The 17,555-nt window shown below is 71.6% G+C and carries 16 protein-coding genes; 13 read left to right on the top strand and 3 right to left on the bottom strand.

Annotation, left to right across the window (positions count from 1 at the left end; genetic code table 11):
- Positions 1 to 102: 102 nt before the first annotated feature.
- Together E1292_RS19990 and E1292_RS19985 are read right to left on the bottom strand one after the other, a co-directional pair.
- Positions 103 to 726, bottom strand: coding sequence for a hypothetical protein (locus E1292_RS19990; RefSeq protein WP_132596746.1), 624 nt, complete (start codon positions 724 to 726; stop codon positions 103 to 105).
- Between the two features lie 43 nt (positions 727 to 769).
- A complete protein-coding gene (locus E1292_RS19985; protein WP_132596745.1) occupies positions 770 to 1,549 on the bottom strand; it encodes an HAD-IIA family hydrolase in 780 nt (259 codons plus the stop codon).
- 110 nt (positions 1,550 to 1,659) lie between these two features.
- Between E1292_RS19985 and E1292_RS19980 the strand changes: the two genes are divergently transcribed.
- The 8 genes from E1292_RS19980 to E1292_RS19945 all read left to right on the top strand — a co-directional run bounded on the left by E1292_RS19980 (position 1,660) and on the right by E1292_RS19945 (position 10,636).
- Positions 1,660 to 2,856: a M20 metallopeptidase family protein gene (locus E1292_RS19980; RefSeq protein WP_132596744.1), complete on the top strand. Its 1,197-nt coding sequence runs from the start codon at positions 1,660 to 1,662 to the stop codon at positions 2,854 to 2,856.
- A gap of 1 nt (position 2,857) precedes the next feature.
- A complete protein-coding gene (locus E1292_RS19975; protein WP_132596743.1) occupies positions 2,858 to 3,826 on the top strand; it encodes a zinc-dependent alcohol dehydrogenase family protein in 969 nt (322 codons plus the stop codon).
- A 161-nt stretch (positions 3,827 to 3,987) separates the two neighbouring features.
- Positions 3,988 to 5,808 carry an ABC transporter substrate-binding protein gene (locus tag E1292_RS19970; RefSeq protein WP_165974640.1) on the top strand — a complete coding sequence of 607 codons (1,821 nt, stop codon included), beginning with the start codon at positions 3,988 to 3,990 and terminating at the stop codon, positions 5,806 to 5,808.
- A gap of 11 nt (positions 5,809 to 5,819) precedes the next feature.
- Entirely contained in the window at positions 5,820 to 6,830 is a 1,011-nt protein-coding gene (locus E1292_RS19965) for an ABC transporter permease (RefSeq protein WP_132596742.1), read from the top strand.
- Positions 6,827 to 7,726: an ABC transporter permease gene (locus E1292_RS19960; protein WP_132596741.1), complete on the top strand. Its 900-nt coding sequence runs from the start codon at positions 6,827 to 6,829 to the stop codon at positions 7,724 to 7,726. Before E1292_RS19965 ends, E1292_RS19960 begins: the two co-directional genes overlap by 4 nt.
- 2 nt (positions 7,727 to 7,728) lie before the next feature.
- Positions 7,729 to 8,727 (top strand): ABC transporter ATP-binding protein, encoded by a 999-nt coding sequence (locus E1292_RS19955; RefSeq protein ID WP_246090214.1) that lies wholly within the window; start codon positions 7,729 to 7,731, stop codon positions 8,725 to 8,727.
- Positions 8,724 to 9,734: an ABC transporter ATP-binding protein gene (locus E1292_RS19950; protein ID WP_132596740.1), complete on the top strand. Its 1,011-nt coding sequence runs from the start codon at positions 8,724 to 8,726 to the stop codon at positions 9,732 to 9,734. The genes E1292_RS19955 and E1292_RS19950 overlap by 4 nt, the downstream gene beginning before the upstream one ends.
- Complete coding sequence (locus E1292_RS19945; protein WP_132596778.1) at positions 9,734 to 10,636, top strand: GNAT family N-acetyltransferase; 903 nt, start codon at positions 9,734 to 9,736, stop codon at positions 10,634 to 10,636. Before E1292_RS19950 ends, E1292_RS19945 begins: the two co-directional genes overlap by 1 nt.
- Positions 10,637 to 10,704: 68 nt before the next feature.
- On the opposite strand, the gene E1292_RS19940 is transcribed toward E1292_RS19945, so the two are convergent.
- Positions 10,705 to 11,832 (bottom strand): exo-beta-N-acetylmuramidase NamZ family protein, encoded by a 1,128-nt coding sequence (locus E1292_RS19940; RefSeq protein ID WP_132596739.1) that lies wholly within the window; start codon positions 11,830 to 11,832, stop codon positions 10,705 to 10,707.
- Positions 11,833 to 11,889: 57 nt separating this feature from the next.
- Between E1292_RS19940 and murQ the strand changes: the two genes are divergently transcribed.
- From murQ to E1292_RS19915, 5 genes are all read left to right on the top strand, one after another.
- Complete coding sequence (murQ, locus tag E1292_RS19935) at positions 11,890 to 12,789, top strand: N-acetylmuramic acid 6-phosphate etherase (protein ID WP_132596738.1); 900 nt, start codon at positions 11,890 to 11,892, stop codon at positions 12,787 to 12,789.
- A 46-nt stretch (positions 12,790 to 12,835) separates the two neighbouring features.
- On the top strand, positions 12,836 to 13,942 hold the full coding sequence (locus tag E1292_RS19930) for a serine hydrolase domain-containing protein (RefSeq protein ID WP_132596737.1): 1,107 nt from the start codon (positions 12,836 to 12,838) through the stop codon (positions 13,940 to 13,942).
- A gap of 195 nt (positions 13,943 to 14,137) precedes the next feature.
- Positions 14,138 to 15,439: an MFS transporter gene (locus E1292_RS19925; protein WP_165974639.1), complete on the top strand. Its 1,302-nt coding sequence runs from the start codon at positions 14,138 to 14,140 to the stop codon at positions 15,437 to 15,439.
- A 2-nt stretch (positions 15,440 to 15,441) separates the two neighbouring features.
- A complete protein-coding gene (locus E1292_RS19920; protein ID WP_132596735.1) occupies positions 15,442 to 15,645 on the top strand; it encodes an MbtH family protein in 204 nt (67 codons plus the stop codon).
- A 32-nt stretch (positions 15,646 to 15,677) separates the two neighbouring features.
- On the top strand, positions 15,678 to 17,555 hold a 1,878-nt coding region (locus E1292_RS19915; protein ID WP_220446951.1), incomplete at its 3' end, for a non-ribosomal peptide synthetase.

The raw sequence follows: 17,555 nt of genomic DNA, 5'->3' as shown, positions 1-17,555 counted from the left end.
GTCACCCGTCGCGACCTGGAAAGCCCGGCGATCGGGGCGAGGCCGCCCGCTCTCCCGACCGGGCGTGGGAGAAAAGTCCGGGGGAAACTTTCTCCCCCGGGTTCAGCGCCGGTCCTCGATCTCCCAGAGGTGGTCGATGACGTGCCAGGCGATGCGGCGCAGCGCGTAGCGGGGCGGCCAGCCCGTCGTCTGGGGCGGCTCCCACGGGCGGGACAGGACCTCCGCCAGTTCCTCGCGCATCGCGTCGCGGTCGTCGCGGGATCGGTACGGCCGGTGCCGCACGCCCACCTTCCTGGCGAAGGCGCGCTCGGCGTTCTCCACGTGATCGACGATCTTCGTGAGGTCGCGCCCGCCGCCCCGCGGGCCCTTGCGCAGCTCATCCGGCGAGGCGGCGGCGGTCTCGTCGAACAGGCCCCAGGCCGCCCGCAGCAGGGCGACGCCGCGCTCCGCCTCAGGACCGGGCAGCGGCTCCAGGTCGAGGTCGGGCACCGCGTACGGCACCCCGAAGTCGGTCATGTCGCTGCCCGGCACGCGCCCTGCCACCACCATGTCGCCGGGCGCGAACTCCAGCCCGGCCCGCGCGGCCACCACGCGGTAGCGGGGCGCGTAGTCGCCGAGCCGGTCGAGCGCCGCCTCCTCGCCCTTGGCGATCCGGCACCAGCCGGGCCAGTCGAGCGAGCAGGCGAACACCTTCTTCGGGCCGGTCTCCAGATAAATGCGGGTCATGACATGTGAGCCTGCCAGGCGTACCTGTCAGCGAACGTCAGGTTCAGATGAGATCGATGAGGTCGGCCACCGAGTCGACCACCAGGGACGGGCGGTAGGGGAACCGCTCGACCTGGTCGCGCGCGGTGACGCCGGTGAGGACCAGGATCGTGTAGAGCCCCGCCTCCATGCCGCACACGATGTCGGTGTCCATGCGGTCGCCGATCATCGCGGTGGTCTCGCTGTGGCCGCCGATGGCGTTGAGCGCGCTGCGCATCATGCGGGGATTGGGCTTGCCGACGAAGTAGGGGGCGACGCCCGTGGCCTTGGTGATCATGGCAGCCACGGCGCCGCAGGCCGGCAGGGAACCCTCGGTGGAGGGGCCGATCGCGTCGGGGTTGGTGGCGATGAAGCGCGCGCCGCCCTCGATGAGCCGGATGGCGCGGGTGATCTGGGTGAAGCTGTAGGTGCGGGTCTCACCCAGCACGACGTAGTCGGGATCGAGGTCGGTGAGCACATAGCCCACCTCGTGCAGCGCCGTCGTCAGGCCTGCCTCGCCGATCACGTACGCCGAGCCGCCCGCCCGCTGGTCGTCGAGGAACTCCGCGGTGGCCACGGCGGAGGTCCAGATGGACGCGGGGGGCACCTCGAGGCCCGCGGCTCTCAGCCGCACCGAAAGGTCGCGCGCCGTGTAGATCGAGTTGTTGGTCAGCACCCGGAAGGGTGTGCCGGACTCGCTGAGCCGTTTGATGAACTCGTCCGCACCGGGGATCGGCCGCCCCTCGTGGACGAGCACGCCGTCCATGTCGGACAACCAGAAGTCGATCCGCTTACGCTCGGTCACCGCCCCATCCTACCGATGGCGGCGCGCCGGCCTCCGGCCCGCTGGGTGTGGCGAACCGCCACCAGCGTGGCACGACTGGACGCGACGGCACGGACATGAACAATGGCCTCATGTCGTTCACCGAATCCGCGCAGGACATGCGGGATGAAATCGTTCAGCTCAGGCACTCGCTCCACACCACTCCGGAGATCGGTCTCCAGTTGCCCCGCACCCAGGAGAAGGTGCTGGCCGCCCTGGACGGGCTGCCGTTGGAGATCAAGGCGGGCACGGCGCTGAGCTCCGTGACCGCGGTCCTGAGGGGCGGCCGGCCGGGCCCCGCCGTGCTGCTGCGCGGCGACATGGACGCGCTGCCCGTGACGGAGAAGAACGACCTGCCGTACGTCTCCCGGCTGGCGGGGCGGATGCACGCGTGCGGGCACGATCTGCACACCGCGATGCTGGTGGGAGCGGCGCGGCTGCTGAGCGCGCGGCGCGATGAGCTGGCCGGGGACGTCGTCTTCATGTTCCAGCCGGGAGAGGAGGGCCACGACGGCGCCAAGCACATGATCGCCGAGGGCGTGCTGGACGCGGCCGGCTCTCGCCCTGTGGCGGCCTACGGCATGCACGTGGTCTCCTCGATGTTGCCGCTGGGCCTGTTCGCCTCGCGGCCGGGGCCGATCATGGCGGCGGCGGACACGTTCTCCGTGACGGTCAAGGGGCGGGGCGGCCACGGCTCCAGCCCGCACCGGTCCCTTGACCCGATCCAGGCGGGCTGCGAGATGGTCGCGGCGCTGCAGTCGATGGTGACCAGGACGTTCGACGTCTTCGACCCCGTGGTCGTGACGGTGGGCAGCTTCCACGGCGGGTCGGCGGACAACATCATCCCCGACGACGCCAGGTTCGACGCGACGGTGCGGACCTTCAGCAAGGAGAACAGGACGCTGGTCAAGCGGCGGCTGGTGGAGGTCGTGGAGGGCATCGCGGCGGCCCACGGGTTGCGGGCCGAGGCGTCGTTCGGGATGGGCTACCCGGTGACGGTGAACGACGAGAGCGAGGCGGACTTCCTGGGCAGGACGGCCGGCGAGCTGTTCGGGCCCGGCCGCTACTTCGTCTCCCCGCAGCCGGTGATGGGCTCGGAGGACTTCTCGTACGTGCTGAACTCCGTGCCTGGGGCGTTCGTCTTCCTGGGGGCGTGCCCGGCCGACCGCGACCCGGCCACGGCCCCCTACAACCACTCGCCCGAGGCGATCTTCGACGACTCGGTCCTGCCGGACGGGGCCGCGCTCTACGCCACCCTCGCCCACGAGCGGCTCGCCAAGGTCGGCTGACGTGCGCGCGTGGGTGGTGAACCGGCCGGGGCCGATGGCGTCAGGGCCGCTGGAACTCGTCGAACGGGAGGTGCCCGAGCCCGGGCCCGGCGAGGTGCTGGTGCGGGTGGAGGCGTGCGGCGTGTGCCGTACGGACCTGCATCTGGCGGAGGGCGACCTGGCCCCGCGGCGGCCCCGCACCACGCCGGGCCACCAGGCGGTCGGCCGGGTCGTCGGCACGGACCAGCGGGTCGGGGTGGCCTGGCTCCGCTCCACCTGCGGGAGGTGCCGTTACTGCGTCCGGGGGATGGAGAACCTCTGCCCGCACTCCACCTACACCGGGTGGGACGCCGACGGCGGGTTCGCCGACTATCTCGCCGCGCCGTCCGCCTACGTCTATCCCCTGCCCGACGAGCCTCCCGCCGAGTGGCTGGCGCCGCTGCTGTGCGCGGGGATCATCGGTTACCGGGCGCTGGCCCGCGCCGACCTGCCGCAGGGCGGGCGGCTGGGCATCTACGGGTTCGGGGCCTCGGCCCACCTGACCGCGCAGGCGGCCATCGCGCAGGGGGCCACGGTGCACGCCGTCAGCAGGTCCCCTGCCTCCCGCGAGCTGGCGATGGAGCTGGGAGCGGCCTCGGCGACGGGCGGCCCGCCGCCGGAGCCGCTGGACTCGGCCATCCTGTTCGCGCCGGTGGGCACGCTGGTGCCGCCGGCGCTGGAGGCGCTCGACCGGGGCGGGACGCTGGCCATCGCCGGGATCCACCTGACCGACGTGCCGCCGCTGAACTACGAGCGGCACCTTTTCCAGGAGCGGACCGTGCGCAGCGTGACGGCCAACACCAGGGCCGACGGGCGGGCCTATCTGGAGCTCGCGCTGGCCCATCGGCCGCGGGTGACGACGACTTCCTACCCCTTGGAGGAGGCCGCCCAGGCGCTGGCCGATCTGGCGAACGACCAGGTCAACGGGGCTGCCGTCTTGGTAATGAACTGACGTTTTACTTGACGGCGCTTAGCTCCACTTCGCACACTGATGAAGGAAAGTTACATTAACCTCACAACATCTGGAGATTATTGACGCCGGTCTGACGCGATCGTAGTGTCCGGTCAACTCCCACAGATCCTCAACAGGCTCGACATCCTCCGGAGCGGCAAATGAAGCGACTGGCAGCGGTAGTGGCGTTGCTGGGCCTTGCCACCGCGACTGCGGCGTGCAGTGGTGGCACCACCAACAAGTCAGGCGGTTCGGGCGGTGGTGGCGGCCTTTTCACCACGATCGACGTCAACAGGCCGGGCCTCGACGCGAGCGCGCCCGCCAACCCGTGGCACCCGAAGGGTAACTCCTACCTGGGCTACAACGCGATGAAGCTGGGCTGGGTCAAGAACCACGTGACCGACCCCAACCAGTTCTACCCCGGCATCGCGGCGAAGTGGGATATCGCGGAGGACAACTCCTCGATCACCCTGCACCTGCAGCCGAACGCCAAGTGGTCCGACGGCAAGCCGGTAACGGCCGAGGACGTCAAACTCTCCATCGGCATCGCCTACACCACCGGCAGCACCGCGTTCGCGGTCACGCCCGGCGCGGCCGGCGCGGCGGCCGAGGTGGAGGTCGTCGACGACAAGACCGTCAAGGTCACCCAGGACATGTCGAACCCGAGCTCCAAGTTCGCCCGCGGCGTCATGGACAGCCTGGTCGTGCCCGCCCACGTGTGGAACAGCGTGCTGCCCGCCGACTTCTGGGAGAAGCTGAAGACCTCCAGGGGCACCGGAGACGCCGCCGAGAAGGCGCGCGAGGAGATCCTCGCCGTCGGCCAGAAGGTGCTCGCGTTCAAGCCGCCGGAGGACGTCTCCGCCGGGCCGTTCACGCTGGAGCGGGTCAACCCCGGCGAGGCGCTGCTGCTGAAGAACAAGAACTTCTTCAACGCCGCCAACGTCGCTCCCGACCAGGTCAAGTTCCTCAACTTCAGCGGCAACGAGCAGATCTGGAACTACCTGACCGCCGGCAAGCTCGACCAGTCCGGCTTCGTCGCCGCCCCGACCGACGTGATGAACCGCATCAAGCAGGCCCCGGGCTCCCACCTGATCAAGGGCTTCTCGCCGGTGGCCGTCGGCATGGCGTTCAACCAGTCGAAGAAGCCGTACGACAACGTGCACGTGCGGCGCGGCCTGGCCTACCTGATCGACCGCCAGCAGGTCACCAAGGTGGCCTCGCCCGAGGGCGGCACGGCGGCCGTGACGACGACCGGCATCCACCAGAAGCCCGCCCAGGAGTGGATCGGCGAGGAGCTGTCGAGCCTGGAGCCGTACGCGCACGACGTGGCCAAGGCCGAGACGGAGTTCAAGGAAGCCGGCCTGCAGAAGAAGAACGGCAAGTGGGCGCTGGCCGACGGGTCGCCGTGGAAGGTGACCATGCACGCGCCCTCCGGCTTCTCCGACTGGATCTCCGCGCAGGAGAACATCAAGAGCCAGCTCATCGAGAACGGCGTGGACGCCGAGGTCGTCACCGTCGCCGACTACCCGATCTACCTCGAGGAGATCGCGGCCGGCAAGTACGACGTCGGCTTCTGGCTGATGGCGCTCGGCCCGGCGCCGTACGACATCTACCAGCGCCTCTACGGCGCCTCCAACGGCTGGACCAACGTCGCGGGCAAGGTCAAGCACAGCGCCCCCGGCAAGGGCGGCAACTGGATGGGCAGCGCCGAGGAGATCGACGTCGAGGGCGTCGGCAAGATCAACCCGGGTGAGCTGACCGGCAAGCTCAACGCGGCCTCCGCGGAAGAGGCCAAGCCGATCATGACGCAGCTCGCCAAGGCCGCCAACCAGGACCTTCCCGCCATCCAGCTGTGGGACTACGTGAACACGCAGTTCACCAACACCAGCCGCTTCACCGGCTGGCCCGAGCAGGACAGCGACCTGCTGCGCCTGCCGGCCGGGGTCTGGATCCAGCTCGGCCTGGTCAAGAAGAAGCAGTAGAGAAAGAGCCTATGACGGTCATCGCACGCCGACTCGCGGGCCATCTGGCCCGCGGGATCGTCATGATCCTGGTCGTCGCCACGATCAGTTTCTTCATCGTCAGGAGCATTCCCGGTGACCCGGTCGCCGCGAACGTGCAGAAGCTGATCGAGCAGGGCATGGCGCCCGAGGCGGCCGAACAGGCGACCCGCGTCCTGTACGGATTCCAGCCCACGGGCTCGCTCTGGCAGCAGTACACCGACTACATGGCGGGCCTGCTCACCTTCGACCTGGGCCAGTCGGTGACCCACGCCGGCGCCCCGGTCACCCAGGTGCTCGGCGAGGCGGCCAAGTGGACCGTGCTCCCGGTGCTGGCCGGCACGCTGCTGAGCTTCCTCGTCGGCATCATCCTGGGCGTGTACGCGGCCATCAAGCGCACGGGCAAGCTCGGCGACATCCTGGCCATCTCGGGGTCGCTGCTGCACGGGGTGCCGCAGTACGTGCTGGGCCTGCTGCTCAGCGCGATCTTCGCGACGCTCATCCCGATCCTGCCCGCCGACGGCCCGGTGGACATCCTCTTCGAACCGGGGTTCAACGCCGGCTACATCGGCTCGCTGGTCGAGCACGCGGTGCTGCCGGTGGTGACGTACGCGCTGGCCGCGTACGGGGGGTGGATCCTGGCGATGAAGTCGAGCGTGGTGACCGTGCTGGGCGACGACTTCATCCTGGCCGCCGAGCTGCGCGGGATGAAGCGCTCGATCATCTTCAGGTACATCGCGCGCAACGCGATCCTGCCGCTGTTCACGATCCTCGCGCTGTCACTGGGGCTGCTGCTCGGCGGCGCGGTGTTCATCGAGCGGATCTTCAACTATCCGGGGCTCGGGCTGCTGCTCCTCGACAGCATCACCATGCGCGACTACGCGCTGATGGGCGGGGCGTTCCTGCTGATCACGGCGGCCATCATCGTGGCCAACATCATCGCGGACCTGTTCTACAGCGTGATCGACCCGCGGGTCCGCAGCGGGGAGGAGGTCGGCGCATGAGTGTGCTGCTGGAGAGCACGTCGACGAGCGCCGCCATGCGGCGCAACTTCTGGTCGGGCGTGTGGCGCGTGATGAAGCGCAAGCCCAGCCGCCTGGTGGGCGTCGTGCTGATGGCCGGGTTCGTGTTCATGGGCCTGTTCGGGCCGCTGTTCTACGCGGACCCGCTGCCCCGCGACCCCAGCATGCTCACCAGGCCGCCGAGCTGGGAGCACTGGCTCGGCACCGACGACCAGGGCAGGGACGTGATCGCCCTGGTGGTCACCGGCTCCCGGTACGTCCTGCTGGCCGCTCTCGTCACCGCCGTCATCACGGTCGTGCTGGGCACCGCCATCGGGCTGTTCTCCGGCTTCAAGCGGGGCCGCTGGGACACCGTGCTCATGCGGCTCACCGACATGAAGCTGACCATCCCCGGCCTGCCGCTGCTGCTGGTGTTGTCGACGGTGTGGAAGTTCAACAGCGCCGTGCAGATGGGCCTGGTGCTGGGGCTGCTCAGCTGGGGCGGCGTGGCGCGGGCCGTGCGGGCGCAGACCCTGTCGCTGCGCGAGCGCGGCTTCATCGAGGCGGCGCGCGGGCTCGGGCTGTCCACCACGCACATCGTGGGCAAGGAACTGCTGCCGAGCATGGCCCCGTACATCGCGATGAACATGCTCATCGCGATCACCGGCGGCGTCTACTCGCAGGTCGGGCTCTTCTTCCTGGGCGTGCTGCCGTACGAGTCGAACAACTGGGGCCAGATGCTCAACACGGCCGTGTTCCGCTCGGGCGCGCTGACCGTGCCGAGCGCGCTCGGTTTCCTGCTGGGACCGCTGCTGGCGATCCTGCTGCTGACGCTGGCCATCGTGCTCGTGATCGACGCCATGGACGAGATCTTCAACCCCCGGCTGCGCGAGGAGTGACCGTGACGAAGAGTGCGCCGGGAGTGCGCATCGACGGCCTCACGGTCGTCTACAAGACGCCCGCGGGCGAGCTGCCCGCGGTCAGGGACGTGCGGCTGACGCTGGAGCCCGGCACGATCACCGGCATCGTCGGCGAGTCCGGCTCGGGCAAGTCCACGCTCGCGCTGTCGCTGCTGAACGCGGTGCAGCCGCCGGGCCGGATCTCGGCGGGCAGCGTCGAGATCGACGGGCTCGGCGACGTGGTGGGCCTGAGGAACGAGCAGCTGCGCAAGGCGCGCGGCAAGCACATCGGCTACGTCTTCCAGGCCGCCCAGAACTCCCTCAACCCGCTCAAGACCGTCGGCAAGCAGCTGCTCGACCTGGGCCGCTCGCACGGCGTGAACGACCTGCCCGGTCTCGTGCGCGAGGCCAGGGAGCTGCTCGGGCGGATGGGCCTGGACGGCGCCAGGGTGCTCGACTCGCACCAGCACGAGCTGTCCGGCGGCATGCGCCAGCGGGTCGGCATCATGCTCGCGCTGGTGCTCAACGCGCACCTGGTCGTGCTGGACGAGCCGACGACCGCGCTCGACATGATCACCCAGGCGAACATCCTGAAGATCGTCCGTGAGGTGCACGCGGAGCGCGGTCTGACGACGCTCGTCATCACGCACGACATCGGCGTGGTGGCCGAGGTCGCCGACCGGCTGGCCGTCATGTACGGCGGGCGGCTCGTCGAGCAGGGCCCGACCAGGGAGGTGCTGGGCGCGCCGCGGCACCCGTACACCAAGGGCCTGATCAAGGCCATCCCCCGGCTCGTCGGCGACATCGACGAGGCCCAGGCGCTGCCGGGACGGCCGCCGACGCTGGCCACGGTGCCGGCCGAGGGCTGCGTGTTCAGGGAGCGCTGCCCGCTGCGCATGGACGTGTGCGACACCGTGGACCCAGAGGCCCGCGTCGACGCCGGCGCCGGAGGGCCCCGGGCGGTGGCCTGCCACGCCGTGACCGTGAAGGAGCACGCATGATCACCGGGACCGGCATCGTCAAGACGTTCAAGCAGCGGGGCAAGGTGCTCGGCGCCCGTGAGGTGCAGGCGCTGCGCGGCGTCGACTTCGCGATCCCGAAGGGCGGCGCGGCCTCGTTCATCGGCGAGTCCGGATGCGGCAAGACGACGCTGGGGCGCATCATCGCGGGGCTGGAGACGTACGACGCGGGCGACGTGGTGATCGGCGACGTGCCGATGTCGCCACTCAAGCCCAAGCAGCGCCAGCCGCACTTCCGCAAGATCCAGCTGATCCACCAGGACCCCTACTCCGCGCTCAACCCGACCAGGACGGTCCACCAGACGCTGCACGCGCCGCTCAGCCTGCGGGCCGGGCAGACCGGGCGGTCCAGGGCGTGGATGGAGGAGCGGGCGGCCGAGGTGCTGTCGCTGGTGGGGCTCGATCCGGGCTCGGTGTTGTCGCGCTACCCGCACCAGTTGTCCGGCGGCATGCGGCAGCGGGTCGTCATCGCCCGGGCGCTGACCGTCGACCCCGAGATGCTCGTCGCGGACGAGGCCGTCTCGATGATCGACGTGTCGCTGCGGCTGGGCATCCTGGCGCTGCTGAAGGACCTGCGCGAGCGGCTGGGCGTGAGCGTGCTGTTCATCACGCACGACGTGGCCACCGCCCGCTACATCGGCGACGACGGTGAGCTGTACGTCATCTACCGCGGCCAGGTCGTCGAGCGCGGCCCGGTGGACACGATCATCGCCGACCCGGTGCACCCGTACACGCAGTCGCTGCTGTCGGCCATCCCGGTGCTGCACGGCCTGGAGCGGCCGGGCGAGCAGCCGGTGGAGCCGCTGGAGTCGCTGGACGAGAGCCAGGCCGACGAGGGCTGCCTGTTCGCCCGCCGCTGCCCGTTCCGGGGCGAGCGGTGCGAGGGTGAGCGGCCGCTGCTGCAGCTGACCGGGGGCGTCCCGCAGGAGCACGCGTGCTTCTTCCCCGAGCGCCGCAGCGTGATCGCCCGCCCGATGAGCGAGGTGTGATGGCCCACACCGTGCGGGCCGCCCAGTGGTTGACGGGGTCGGCCGCCGGGCTCGCCGAGGCGGCCGAGGTCGCCACCGCGGCGCTGACGCTGGACACCGCGGAGGCCGCGGGCCTGATCGGCTATCTGTCGCGGCCCCCCGCCGGGCGGAAGTGGACGGCGCTGACCACGGACGGCGGGGTCGTGATGGTGTCGATGTCCACCAAGGACACCGACGCCGCCACCGACGACGGGGCCCCGGCCGGGCACATCGACCTGCTGGCCGTGCACCCTTCGGCGCAGGGCCAGGGGCGCGGGCGGGCGCTGGTGCGGGCGGCCGAGGAGTGGCTGGCCGGGCAGGGCGCCCGGCAGGCGCGCTTCGCCGGCAACACGCCGTGCTACGCCTGGCCGGGCATCGACGTGCGCTACACCGCCGCCGCCTGCCTCGCCGAGCGCCTCGGGTACGAGCGCTACTCCGTCGCCTGGAACATGACGGCCGACCTGAGCGTGGACCTGTCCGTGGAGGACGACGTCGAACGGCTGGCGCGGCACGGCGTGACCGTGCGCGCGGCCGGCGACGACCGCGCGCGGGTCACGGCGTTCGTCCGCGAGCACTTCAACGACTCCTGGGCCTGGGAGGCGGCGCACGCGGCCGGAGTGCACTACGGCGAGCGGGACGGGCGCGTCCTGGGGTTCGCCGCCTGGGGCGCGCGGCCCGCGTGGTTCGGTCCCACGGGCACCGCGCCGGACGCGCGCGGCCTGGGCCTCGGCCGGGTGCTGCTGCGCAGGTGCCTGGCCGACCAGCGTGCCGCCGGGCAGGCCGAAGCCCAGATCGGGTGGGTCGGGCCGTTGCGGTTCTACTCGCGTGCCGTCGGCGCGCGGGCGGAACGCGTCTTCTGGCTCTACCGGCGCGATCTGGCGTGATGGCCCGCGTCCCTGCACAACCTGACACCCGCGGGGGGCCGCTGGACGCGGCCCCCGCAGGCGCGCGTTCAGCCCTCCGCGGCGCCGCCGTAGAGCAGCCGGCCCTCGGGGCGGGCCGGCGGCGGGCACAGGCCGCGGGGGTCCTCGCCGGCCTCCAGGGTGCGGGTCAGCGTGTCGGAGCCCCACAGGTGGTCCATGAACAGGTCGGGGCCCCACCAGCGCAGGTCGCCGGGGTAGAGGGTGCGGGCCACGTGCAACATCGACAGGCCCGTCAGCACCGGCCGGAACGTGTTCCGATCGTGCACGTGGAGCTGGACCCCGCGGACGGGCGTGCCGGCGTGCTTGTGGAAGGTGGGCGTGAACCACGTCTCGCGGAAGCGCACGCCCGGCAGGCCGAGCCCGGCCAGCGCGGGGGCGAAGCGCCCGTCGACGTACGGCGCCCCGACCAGCTCGAACGGCCTGGTGGTGCCGCGCCCCTCGGAGAAGTTCGTGCCCTCGAACAGGCCGGTGCCCGGGTAGACGAGCGCGGTGTCCACGGTCGGCATGTTGACCGACGGCATCACCCAGGGCAGCCCGGTCTCGGGGTACGTCATGTCGCGCCGCCAGCCCTCCATCCCGATCACGTGCAGGTCCAGGTCGAACCCGAACAACAAGGCCAGCTCCCCCACGGTCCTGCCGTGCCGCACGGGCAGCGGGAACCGCCCCACGAAGCTGGCGAACGCCGGGTCGAGCAGCGGGCCCTCCGCCACGGTGCCGCCGAGCGGGTTGGGCCGGTCCAGCACCACGAACCTCAGCCCCAGCCGGGCGGCGGACTCCATGAGGTCGTACATGGTCCAGACGTAGGTGTAGAAGCGGGCGCCGACGTCGGCGACGTCGAAGACCAGGGTGTCCACACCGGAGGCGGCGACGACGCGGTCCAGCGCCTCGCCCGAGAGCTTGTGGGTGTCGTACACCGGCAGCCCGGTCCTCTCGTCCACCGTGTCGCCCTCGCTGCCGGCCGCCTGCGCGGTGCCGCGCATGCCGTGCTCGGGTCCGAACATGGCGGTGAGGCCGGCGCCCGCGGCCATGAGCGCGTCGGGGGTGGGGGTCAGGTCGGGGAGGATTCCGGTGGGGTTCGTGATCAGGCCGAGGCGGGTTCCCCCTGCGAGCGAGGGGGTCGTGGCCAGCCGTTCTGCTCCGGTGCGTACATGCGTCATGAACCCATTGTCTGAAAGATATTTACAAGAGAGAAGTAAAGGGTGGAAATTAGCGTCATGATTGATCCGCTACCCGAGCTGTCCACCGAGCAGAGCGATCCCCGCTACAGCCAGATCGACCGGCTGCCCACCGAGGAGATCGCCCGACTGATGAACCAGGCCGACACGGCCGTGCCCGCCGCCGTGGCGGCGGCCGTCCCGGCCATCTCGGCCGCCATCGACGCCATCGCGGCGCGGATGGCCGAGGGTGGCCGGCTGCTGTACGTCGGCGCGGGAACGTCGGGACGGCTGGCGGTGCTCGACGCCAGCGAGTGCCCGCCCACGTTCGGCACCGATCCTTCGCTCGTGCAGGGGATCATCGCCGGCGGGCCCGAGGCGCTCACCCGGTCCGTCGAGGGTGCGGAGGACGACGCTGAGGCCGGGGCCGCCGCCATCAAGGCACTGGAGGTGGGGCCGCTGGACTCGGTGCTGGGCGTCTCCGCCAGCGGCCGGGCCCCTTTCGTGCTGGGCGCGCTGGCGGAGGCGGCCGGCCGCGGCGCGCTCACCGCCGCCCTGTCGTGCAACGCGGACGCGCCGCTGTCGGCCGCCGCCGAGCACGCGATCGAGGTGGTCGTGGGGCCTGAGGTGGTGACCGGCTCGACCCGTCTCAAGGCCGGGACGGCGCAGAAGCTCGTGCTGAACATGATCTCCACGATCTCCATGGTCCGGCTCGGCCGCACGTACGGCAACGAGATGATCGAGATGTCGGCGATGAACAGCAAGCTCGCCGGGCGGGCGCTGCGCATGGTCAAGGACATCACCGGAGCCGACCAGGAGACGGCCGTGGCGGCGCTGGACGCGGCCGGCGGCCAGGCGAAGATCGCGGTGCTGATGATCCAGCACGGGCTCGACGCCGAGGCGGCCCGCGCGCTGCTGGAGTCGCACGGCGAGCGCCTCAGCGACGCGCTGAGCGGCTGACGCCGCCACACCACGACGGGGCCGCGACGGGGATGAGGGAGCAGGGATGAACGATCGGCTGGACACGATCCTGGCGGACCGGGTGCCGCGCGTGTGCTCGGCGGCGGTCGCGCTGATCGCCGTGGACGGCTCCGTGTTCGCCGCCTCGGCGGCCGGCGAGCTCGTACGGTACGCGGACGCGGACGGGACGCCGGCCGCGGAACGCCCGCCGGCACGCCGGGACTCGATCTTCGACCTGGCCTCGATCAGCAAGCTGTTCACCACGGTCGTGCTGCTCTCGCTGGCCGAGGAGGGCCGGCTGGACCTGGACGAGCCCGTGGCGCGCCGGATCCCCGTGCGCGACGGGCGGATCACCCTGCGCCACCTGCTCACCCACACGGCGGGCCTGCCGCCGACCCGCCGCATCGACCTGGAACTGCCCGGCGCGGACGCCGCCGCGCGGATGGCCGCGATGCTGGAGACGCCGACCGTCCACCCGGTCGGCGGGCCCTACCTCTACAGCGACGTCGGCATGGTCATGGCGGGCCGGATCGCGGAGCTGGCCGGCGGCGCGCCGCTGGACGCGCTGGTCCGCGCCCGGGTCACCGAGGTGCTCGGCCTGGCCGACACCGGCTACCGGCCCGCGTCGCCCGCGCGCGTGGCCGCGACCGAGTGGAAGCCGGAGCGCCCGGACCCGGAGCGCGGTGTGCCCGGCGGTGTGCCCGGCTGTGTGCCCGGCTGTGTGCCCGGCTGTGTGCGCGGGGAGGTGCACGACGAGACCGCCTACGCGCTGGGCGGTGTGGCGGGGCACGCGGGGGTGTTCGCGACGGCCGGGGACGTGCTCGCCTTCGGCGAGGCGCTGCGGCGCGGCGGCGGCCCGATGCTGACCCGGGAGAGCGTGGCGGAGATGACGCGTGACCAGGGCGCGGAGGGCGCCCCCTTCCGCCACGGGCTGGGGGTGCGGCTCGGCGACCCGTCCATCGTGGGGCCGCTGGACGGCGCGTACGGGCATTCGGGCTTCACCGGCACCTCGCTCGTCGTCGATCCCGATCGCCGGCTGACGGTGGTGCTGCTGACGAATGCCGTGCATCCGGTGCGGGGCCGCGACGGCATCCGCGAAATGCGTCATGCGGTCGCCGCCGAAGCGCTCCGTGCGGCTGACCTCGACCTTTGACAGGACGTAATTACAAAACCACAAAGAGCGTATTGCTCCGCCCAAAACGGTGTGTGAGGGTACTGGTGAGGTGGCTGTGAACGGTAGGCCTCCTCAGGGTTCCTTTCATCAGAAGGGCCTCGGGCACACATGGGTGGACCTCCATCGTCCAAACAACCGTCGCAACAGAACCGATTTATCCAGCGATTTTCTGGAATGGGTAGATTCAGCCTGGTTTGGTGTGGCCAGGTCGTCACCCTCATCGGGAATTCCGTTCTCCGCTTCTCCCTGGTCATCCAGGCATGGACGGTCGACCACCAGGTCACCCAGGTGGTGGCGCTGTCGCTCTGCGCGCTGCTGCCCCAGATGCTGCTGAGCCCCACCGCGGGCGCCATCGTCGACCGTTTCCGCAAACGCACCGCCCTGCAGCTGGCCGACCTCGGCGGGCTCGTGGCCGTCGCCGCCATGACGGCCGTCTATTTCCTCGGCGACCTGCACCTGTGGCAGGTCTACGTCACCGTCGCGCTGCTCGGCGCCGCCGCCGCCTTCCAGTTTCCCGCCCTGTCGTCGGCCGTGCCGCTGCTGGTCGGCAAGGAGCAGCTGCAGCGGGCCAACGGCCTGCTCGCCACCGCCAAGAGCGTCGCCGACGTGGGCGGGCCCGCGCTGGCCGGGCTGCTCGTGGTCACCGGCGGCCTCGGCGTGGTGCTCTGGATCGACCTGCTGAGCTTCGCGGTCGCGCTGCTCACCGTACGCCTGGTGCGCATGGACGGCGACGAGCCCGGCGAGGCAGGGACGCGCAAGCGCCTCGGCGCCGACTCGCTGGAGGGGCTGCGCTACCTGTTCGCCCAGCCCAGCCTGCGCGGGCTCATCCTGGTGTTCTTCACGGTCAACCTGGTGATGGTCTTCGGCTTCGCCGTGGTGCAGCCGATGATCCTGGCCAGGACCGGCAGCGACGTCTCCGCGCTGGCCAGCGTGAACGCCGGCATCGGCGCCGGGGGCATCGCGGGCGGCCTGCTGCTGGCCGCCTGGGGCGGGCCGAAGAACCGGGTCCTCGGCATGATGCTCGGCGTCGTCGGCATGTGCGTGAGCGCGCAGATCGCGACCGCCGTCGTGCACGGCGTCGTCGCCTGGACCGCGGCCATGCTCGTCGGCGCGATGATCATGCCGATCGTCAACGGCTCGATGCAGTCGATCATCCAGACCAAGGTGCCGAAGGACCGGCAGGGGCGGGTGTTCGGCGCCGTCATGTTCGTCTCGCAGATCTCCTCGCCGGTCGCGATGGCCTTCTCCGGGCCGCTCGCCGACCAGGTCTTCGAACCGCAGGCCGCGACCGGCACCGGCCTGGCCGGGCTGCTGCGGCCCCTCGTCGGGACCGGGCCAGGCAGCGGCATGGCGGCGATGTTGTTCATCGCCGGCCTGCTCGGGGCGGGCGCCGCCCTGTGGGGGCTGGCCCGCCGCGCCGTACGCCACATCGACGTCCTGACCCCCGACCTCGAGAAGCAACCCGCGGGAGGCTGACCATGACCACCAACCCCTTCGAGGACGAGAACGGCTCCTACCTGGTGCTGGTGAACGACGAGAACCAGCACTCGCTCTGGCCGGCCGGCATCGACGTGCCCGCGGGCTGGCGGGTGGTGCTGGAGGAGAGCCCGCGGGCCGCGTGCCTGTCCTACATCGAGACGCACTGGACGGACATGCGCCCGGCGAGCCTCACCAGGTCGTGACGATGGGCGTACCGAACGGATCCCCAGGCGGTGTGCACGAGGTCTTCGCGCAACAAGCGGCGCGGACCCCCGGCAGGACGGCGCTCATCTGCGAGGGCGAGCGGCTCACCTACGCCGAGCTGGACGCGCAAGCCTCGGCGCTCGCCGCGCGGCTCGCGGCGGAACCGGGCGTGCGCCCCGGCCGCCTGGTCGGGGTGCGCATGGAACGCGGCGCCGAGTTCGTCGTCGCGCTCCTGGCCGTGCTGAAGGCCGGCGCCGGATACCTGGTGCTCGATCCGGACTTCCCCGAGGAACGGCTGCGCGCCGTGGTGGCCGACGCGGGCGCCGCCGCCGTCCTCACCTCCGGAGGGCTCGAACCCCTGCCGTACGACGCCCGCCACGACGGCGTGGCCTGCGTGATGTACACCTCGGGCTCCACCGGCAGGCCCAAGGGCGTCGCCGCTCCGCACCGGGCGATCGTGGCCACGGTGACGGGCCAGGACTACGCGCCCTTCGACGCGGTGTGGCTGCAGTGCTCGCCGGTGTCGTGGGACGCGTTCGCCCTGGAGTTGTGGGGGCCGCTGCTGTCCGGCGGCACCTGCGTGCTGCATCCAGGGCAGCGGCCCGACCCGATGGTGATGGCGCGGCTGGCCGCCGGACACAAGGTCACCTGCATGTACCTGTCGAGCAGCCTGTTCAACGTGATCGTGGACGAGTACCCCGGCGCGCTCGCCGGCGTACGGCACCTGATCGTCGGCGGCGAGGCGCCGTCCCCCGTACACGTCGGGCGCGCCCTCGAACGCCATCCCGGACTGCGGGTGAGCAACGGCTACGGGCCGGTCGAAGGCATGATCTTCATGACCACGCACCCGATCACCGCCGGCGACGGGCCCGTGCCCATCGGCACGCCGCTGCGGGGCAAGCGGGTGCACGTCCTGGACGCGCGGCTGCGGCCGGTGGCGGACGGGGAGGTCGGCGAGCTGTACGCGGCCGGCGAGGGGCTGGCCCTGGGCTATCTCGGGCGGCCGTGGGCGACGGCCGAACGGTTCGTGGCCGACCCGTTCGGCGCGCCGGGCGAGCGCATGTACCGCACGGGCGACCTGGTACGGCGCCGCGCCGGAACGCTGGAGTTCGTCGGGCGGGCCGACGAACAGGTCAAGATCCGCGGGTTCAGGATCGAGCCGGACGAGGTGGCCGCCGTGCTGGCCGCTCACCCGGCCGCCGGCCGGGTGAGCGTGGTGGCCAGGGAGGACAAGCCCGGCGAGCGGCGGCTGGTCGCGTACGTGGTGCCGCGCCCCGGGCACGCGGTGGACGGGGAGACGCTGCGGGCCCACGCTGCGGCCGCGCTGCCCTCCTTCATGGTGCCGTCGGCGTTCGTGGTCCTGGAGGCGTTGCCGCTGACCGCCACCGGCAAGCTGGACCGGGCCGCGCTGCCCGCGCCCTCGTACGAGCCGGGCGGCTCCGAGGGGCCGCGCGACGAGGTGGAGCGGCGGCTGTGCGAGCTGTTCGCCGAGGTCCTCGGGGTGCCGGAGGTGGGGGTGGGCGACGACTTCTTCAGACTGGGCGGCGACTCGCTGACGGTGGCCAGGCTCCTCAGCAGGATCCACGCGGAGCTGGGCGTGGAGGTGGGCGTCAGAACCCTGTTCGAAGGGCCGACGGTGGCCGCGGTCGCCGCCCACGTCCCGGACCTCCGCCACCACCTGGCGAACGGCCCCGGAAACGGTCCGTCGGGCGCCTCCGGGAACGGTCTGCCGGGCGCCATGGGAGTGGCGGGTACTTCAGGCAACCGCCTCCCAGACGGCTCAGGGAACTTCGTGGCGGATGGCTCCGCGGACAGCCCGGCGAGCAGCTCAGGGAACGCCGTGGCGGCCCGTTCCCAGATCGCCGCGGCGGGCGGCGCCGGGAACGGGCGTGCGGGGAGTGCCGGGAAC

Origin of the sequence: Nonomuraea deserti, from assembly GCF_004348685.1 — a bacterium.
Lineage (GTDB): Bacteria > Actinomycetota > Actinomycetes > Streptosporangiales > Streptosporangiaceae > Nonomuraea > Nonomuraea deserti.
The sequence above is the reverse complement of the archived record's forward strand: the minus strand, read 5'-3'. Positions and strand labels throughout refer to the sequence as shown.

What these genes read in the sequence shown, in the direction of transcription:
- E1292_RS19990 (WP_132596746.1), bottom strand. Translation starts at nt 726, where the DNA reads ATGACCCGCATTTATCTGGAGACCGGCCCGAAGAAGGTGTTCGCCTGC.
- E1292_RS19960 (WP_132596741.1), top strand. Translation starts at nt 6,827, where the DNA reads ATGAGTGTGCTGCTGGAGAGCACGTCGACGAGCGCCGCCATGCGGCGC.
- E1292_RS19920 (WP_132596735.1), top strand. Translation starts at nt 15,442, where the DNA reads ATGACCACCAACCCCTTCGAGGACGAGAACGGCTCCTACCTGGTGCTG.
- E1292_RS19945 (WP_132596778.1), top strand. Translation starts at nt 9,734, where the DNA reads ATGGCCCACACCGTGCGGGCCGCCCAGTGGTTGACGGGGTCGGCCGCC.
- E1292_RS19940 (WP_132596739.1), bottom strand. Translation starts at nt 11,832, where the DNA reads ATGACGCATGTACGCACCGGAGCAGAACGGCTGGCCACGACCCCCTCG.
- E1292_RS19925 (WP_165974639.1), top strand. Translation starts at nt 14,138, where the DNA reads ATGGGTAGATTCAGCCTGGTTTGGTGTGGCCAGGTCGTCACCCTCATC.
- E1292_RS19930 (WP_132596737.1), top strand. Translation starts at nt 12,836, where the DNA reads ATGAACGATCGGCTGGACACGATCCTGGCGGACCGGGTGCCGCGCGTG.
- E1292_RS19970 (WP_165974640.1), top strand. Translation starts at nt 3,988, where the DNA reads ATGAAGCGACTGGCAGCGGTAGTGGCGTTGCTGGGCCTTGCCACCGCG.
- E1292_RS19965 (WP_132596742.1), top strand. Translation starts at nt 5,820, where the DNA reads ATGACGGTCATCGCACGCCGACTCGCGGGCCATCTGGCCCGCGGGATC.
- E1292_RS19980 (WP_132596744.1), top strand. Translation starts at nt 1,660, where the DNA reads ATGTCGTTCACCGAATCCGCGCAGGACATGCGGGATGAAATCGTTCAG.
- E1292_RS19950 (WP_132596740.1), top strand. Translation starts at nt 8,724, where the DNA reads ATGATCACCGGGACCGGCATCGTCAAGACGTTCAAGCAGCGGGGCAAG.
- murQ (WP_132596738.1), top strand. Translation starts at nt 11,890, where the DNA reads ATGATTGATCCGCTACCCGAGCTGTCCACCGAGCAGAGCGATCCCCGC.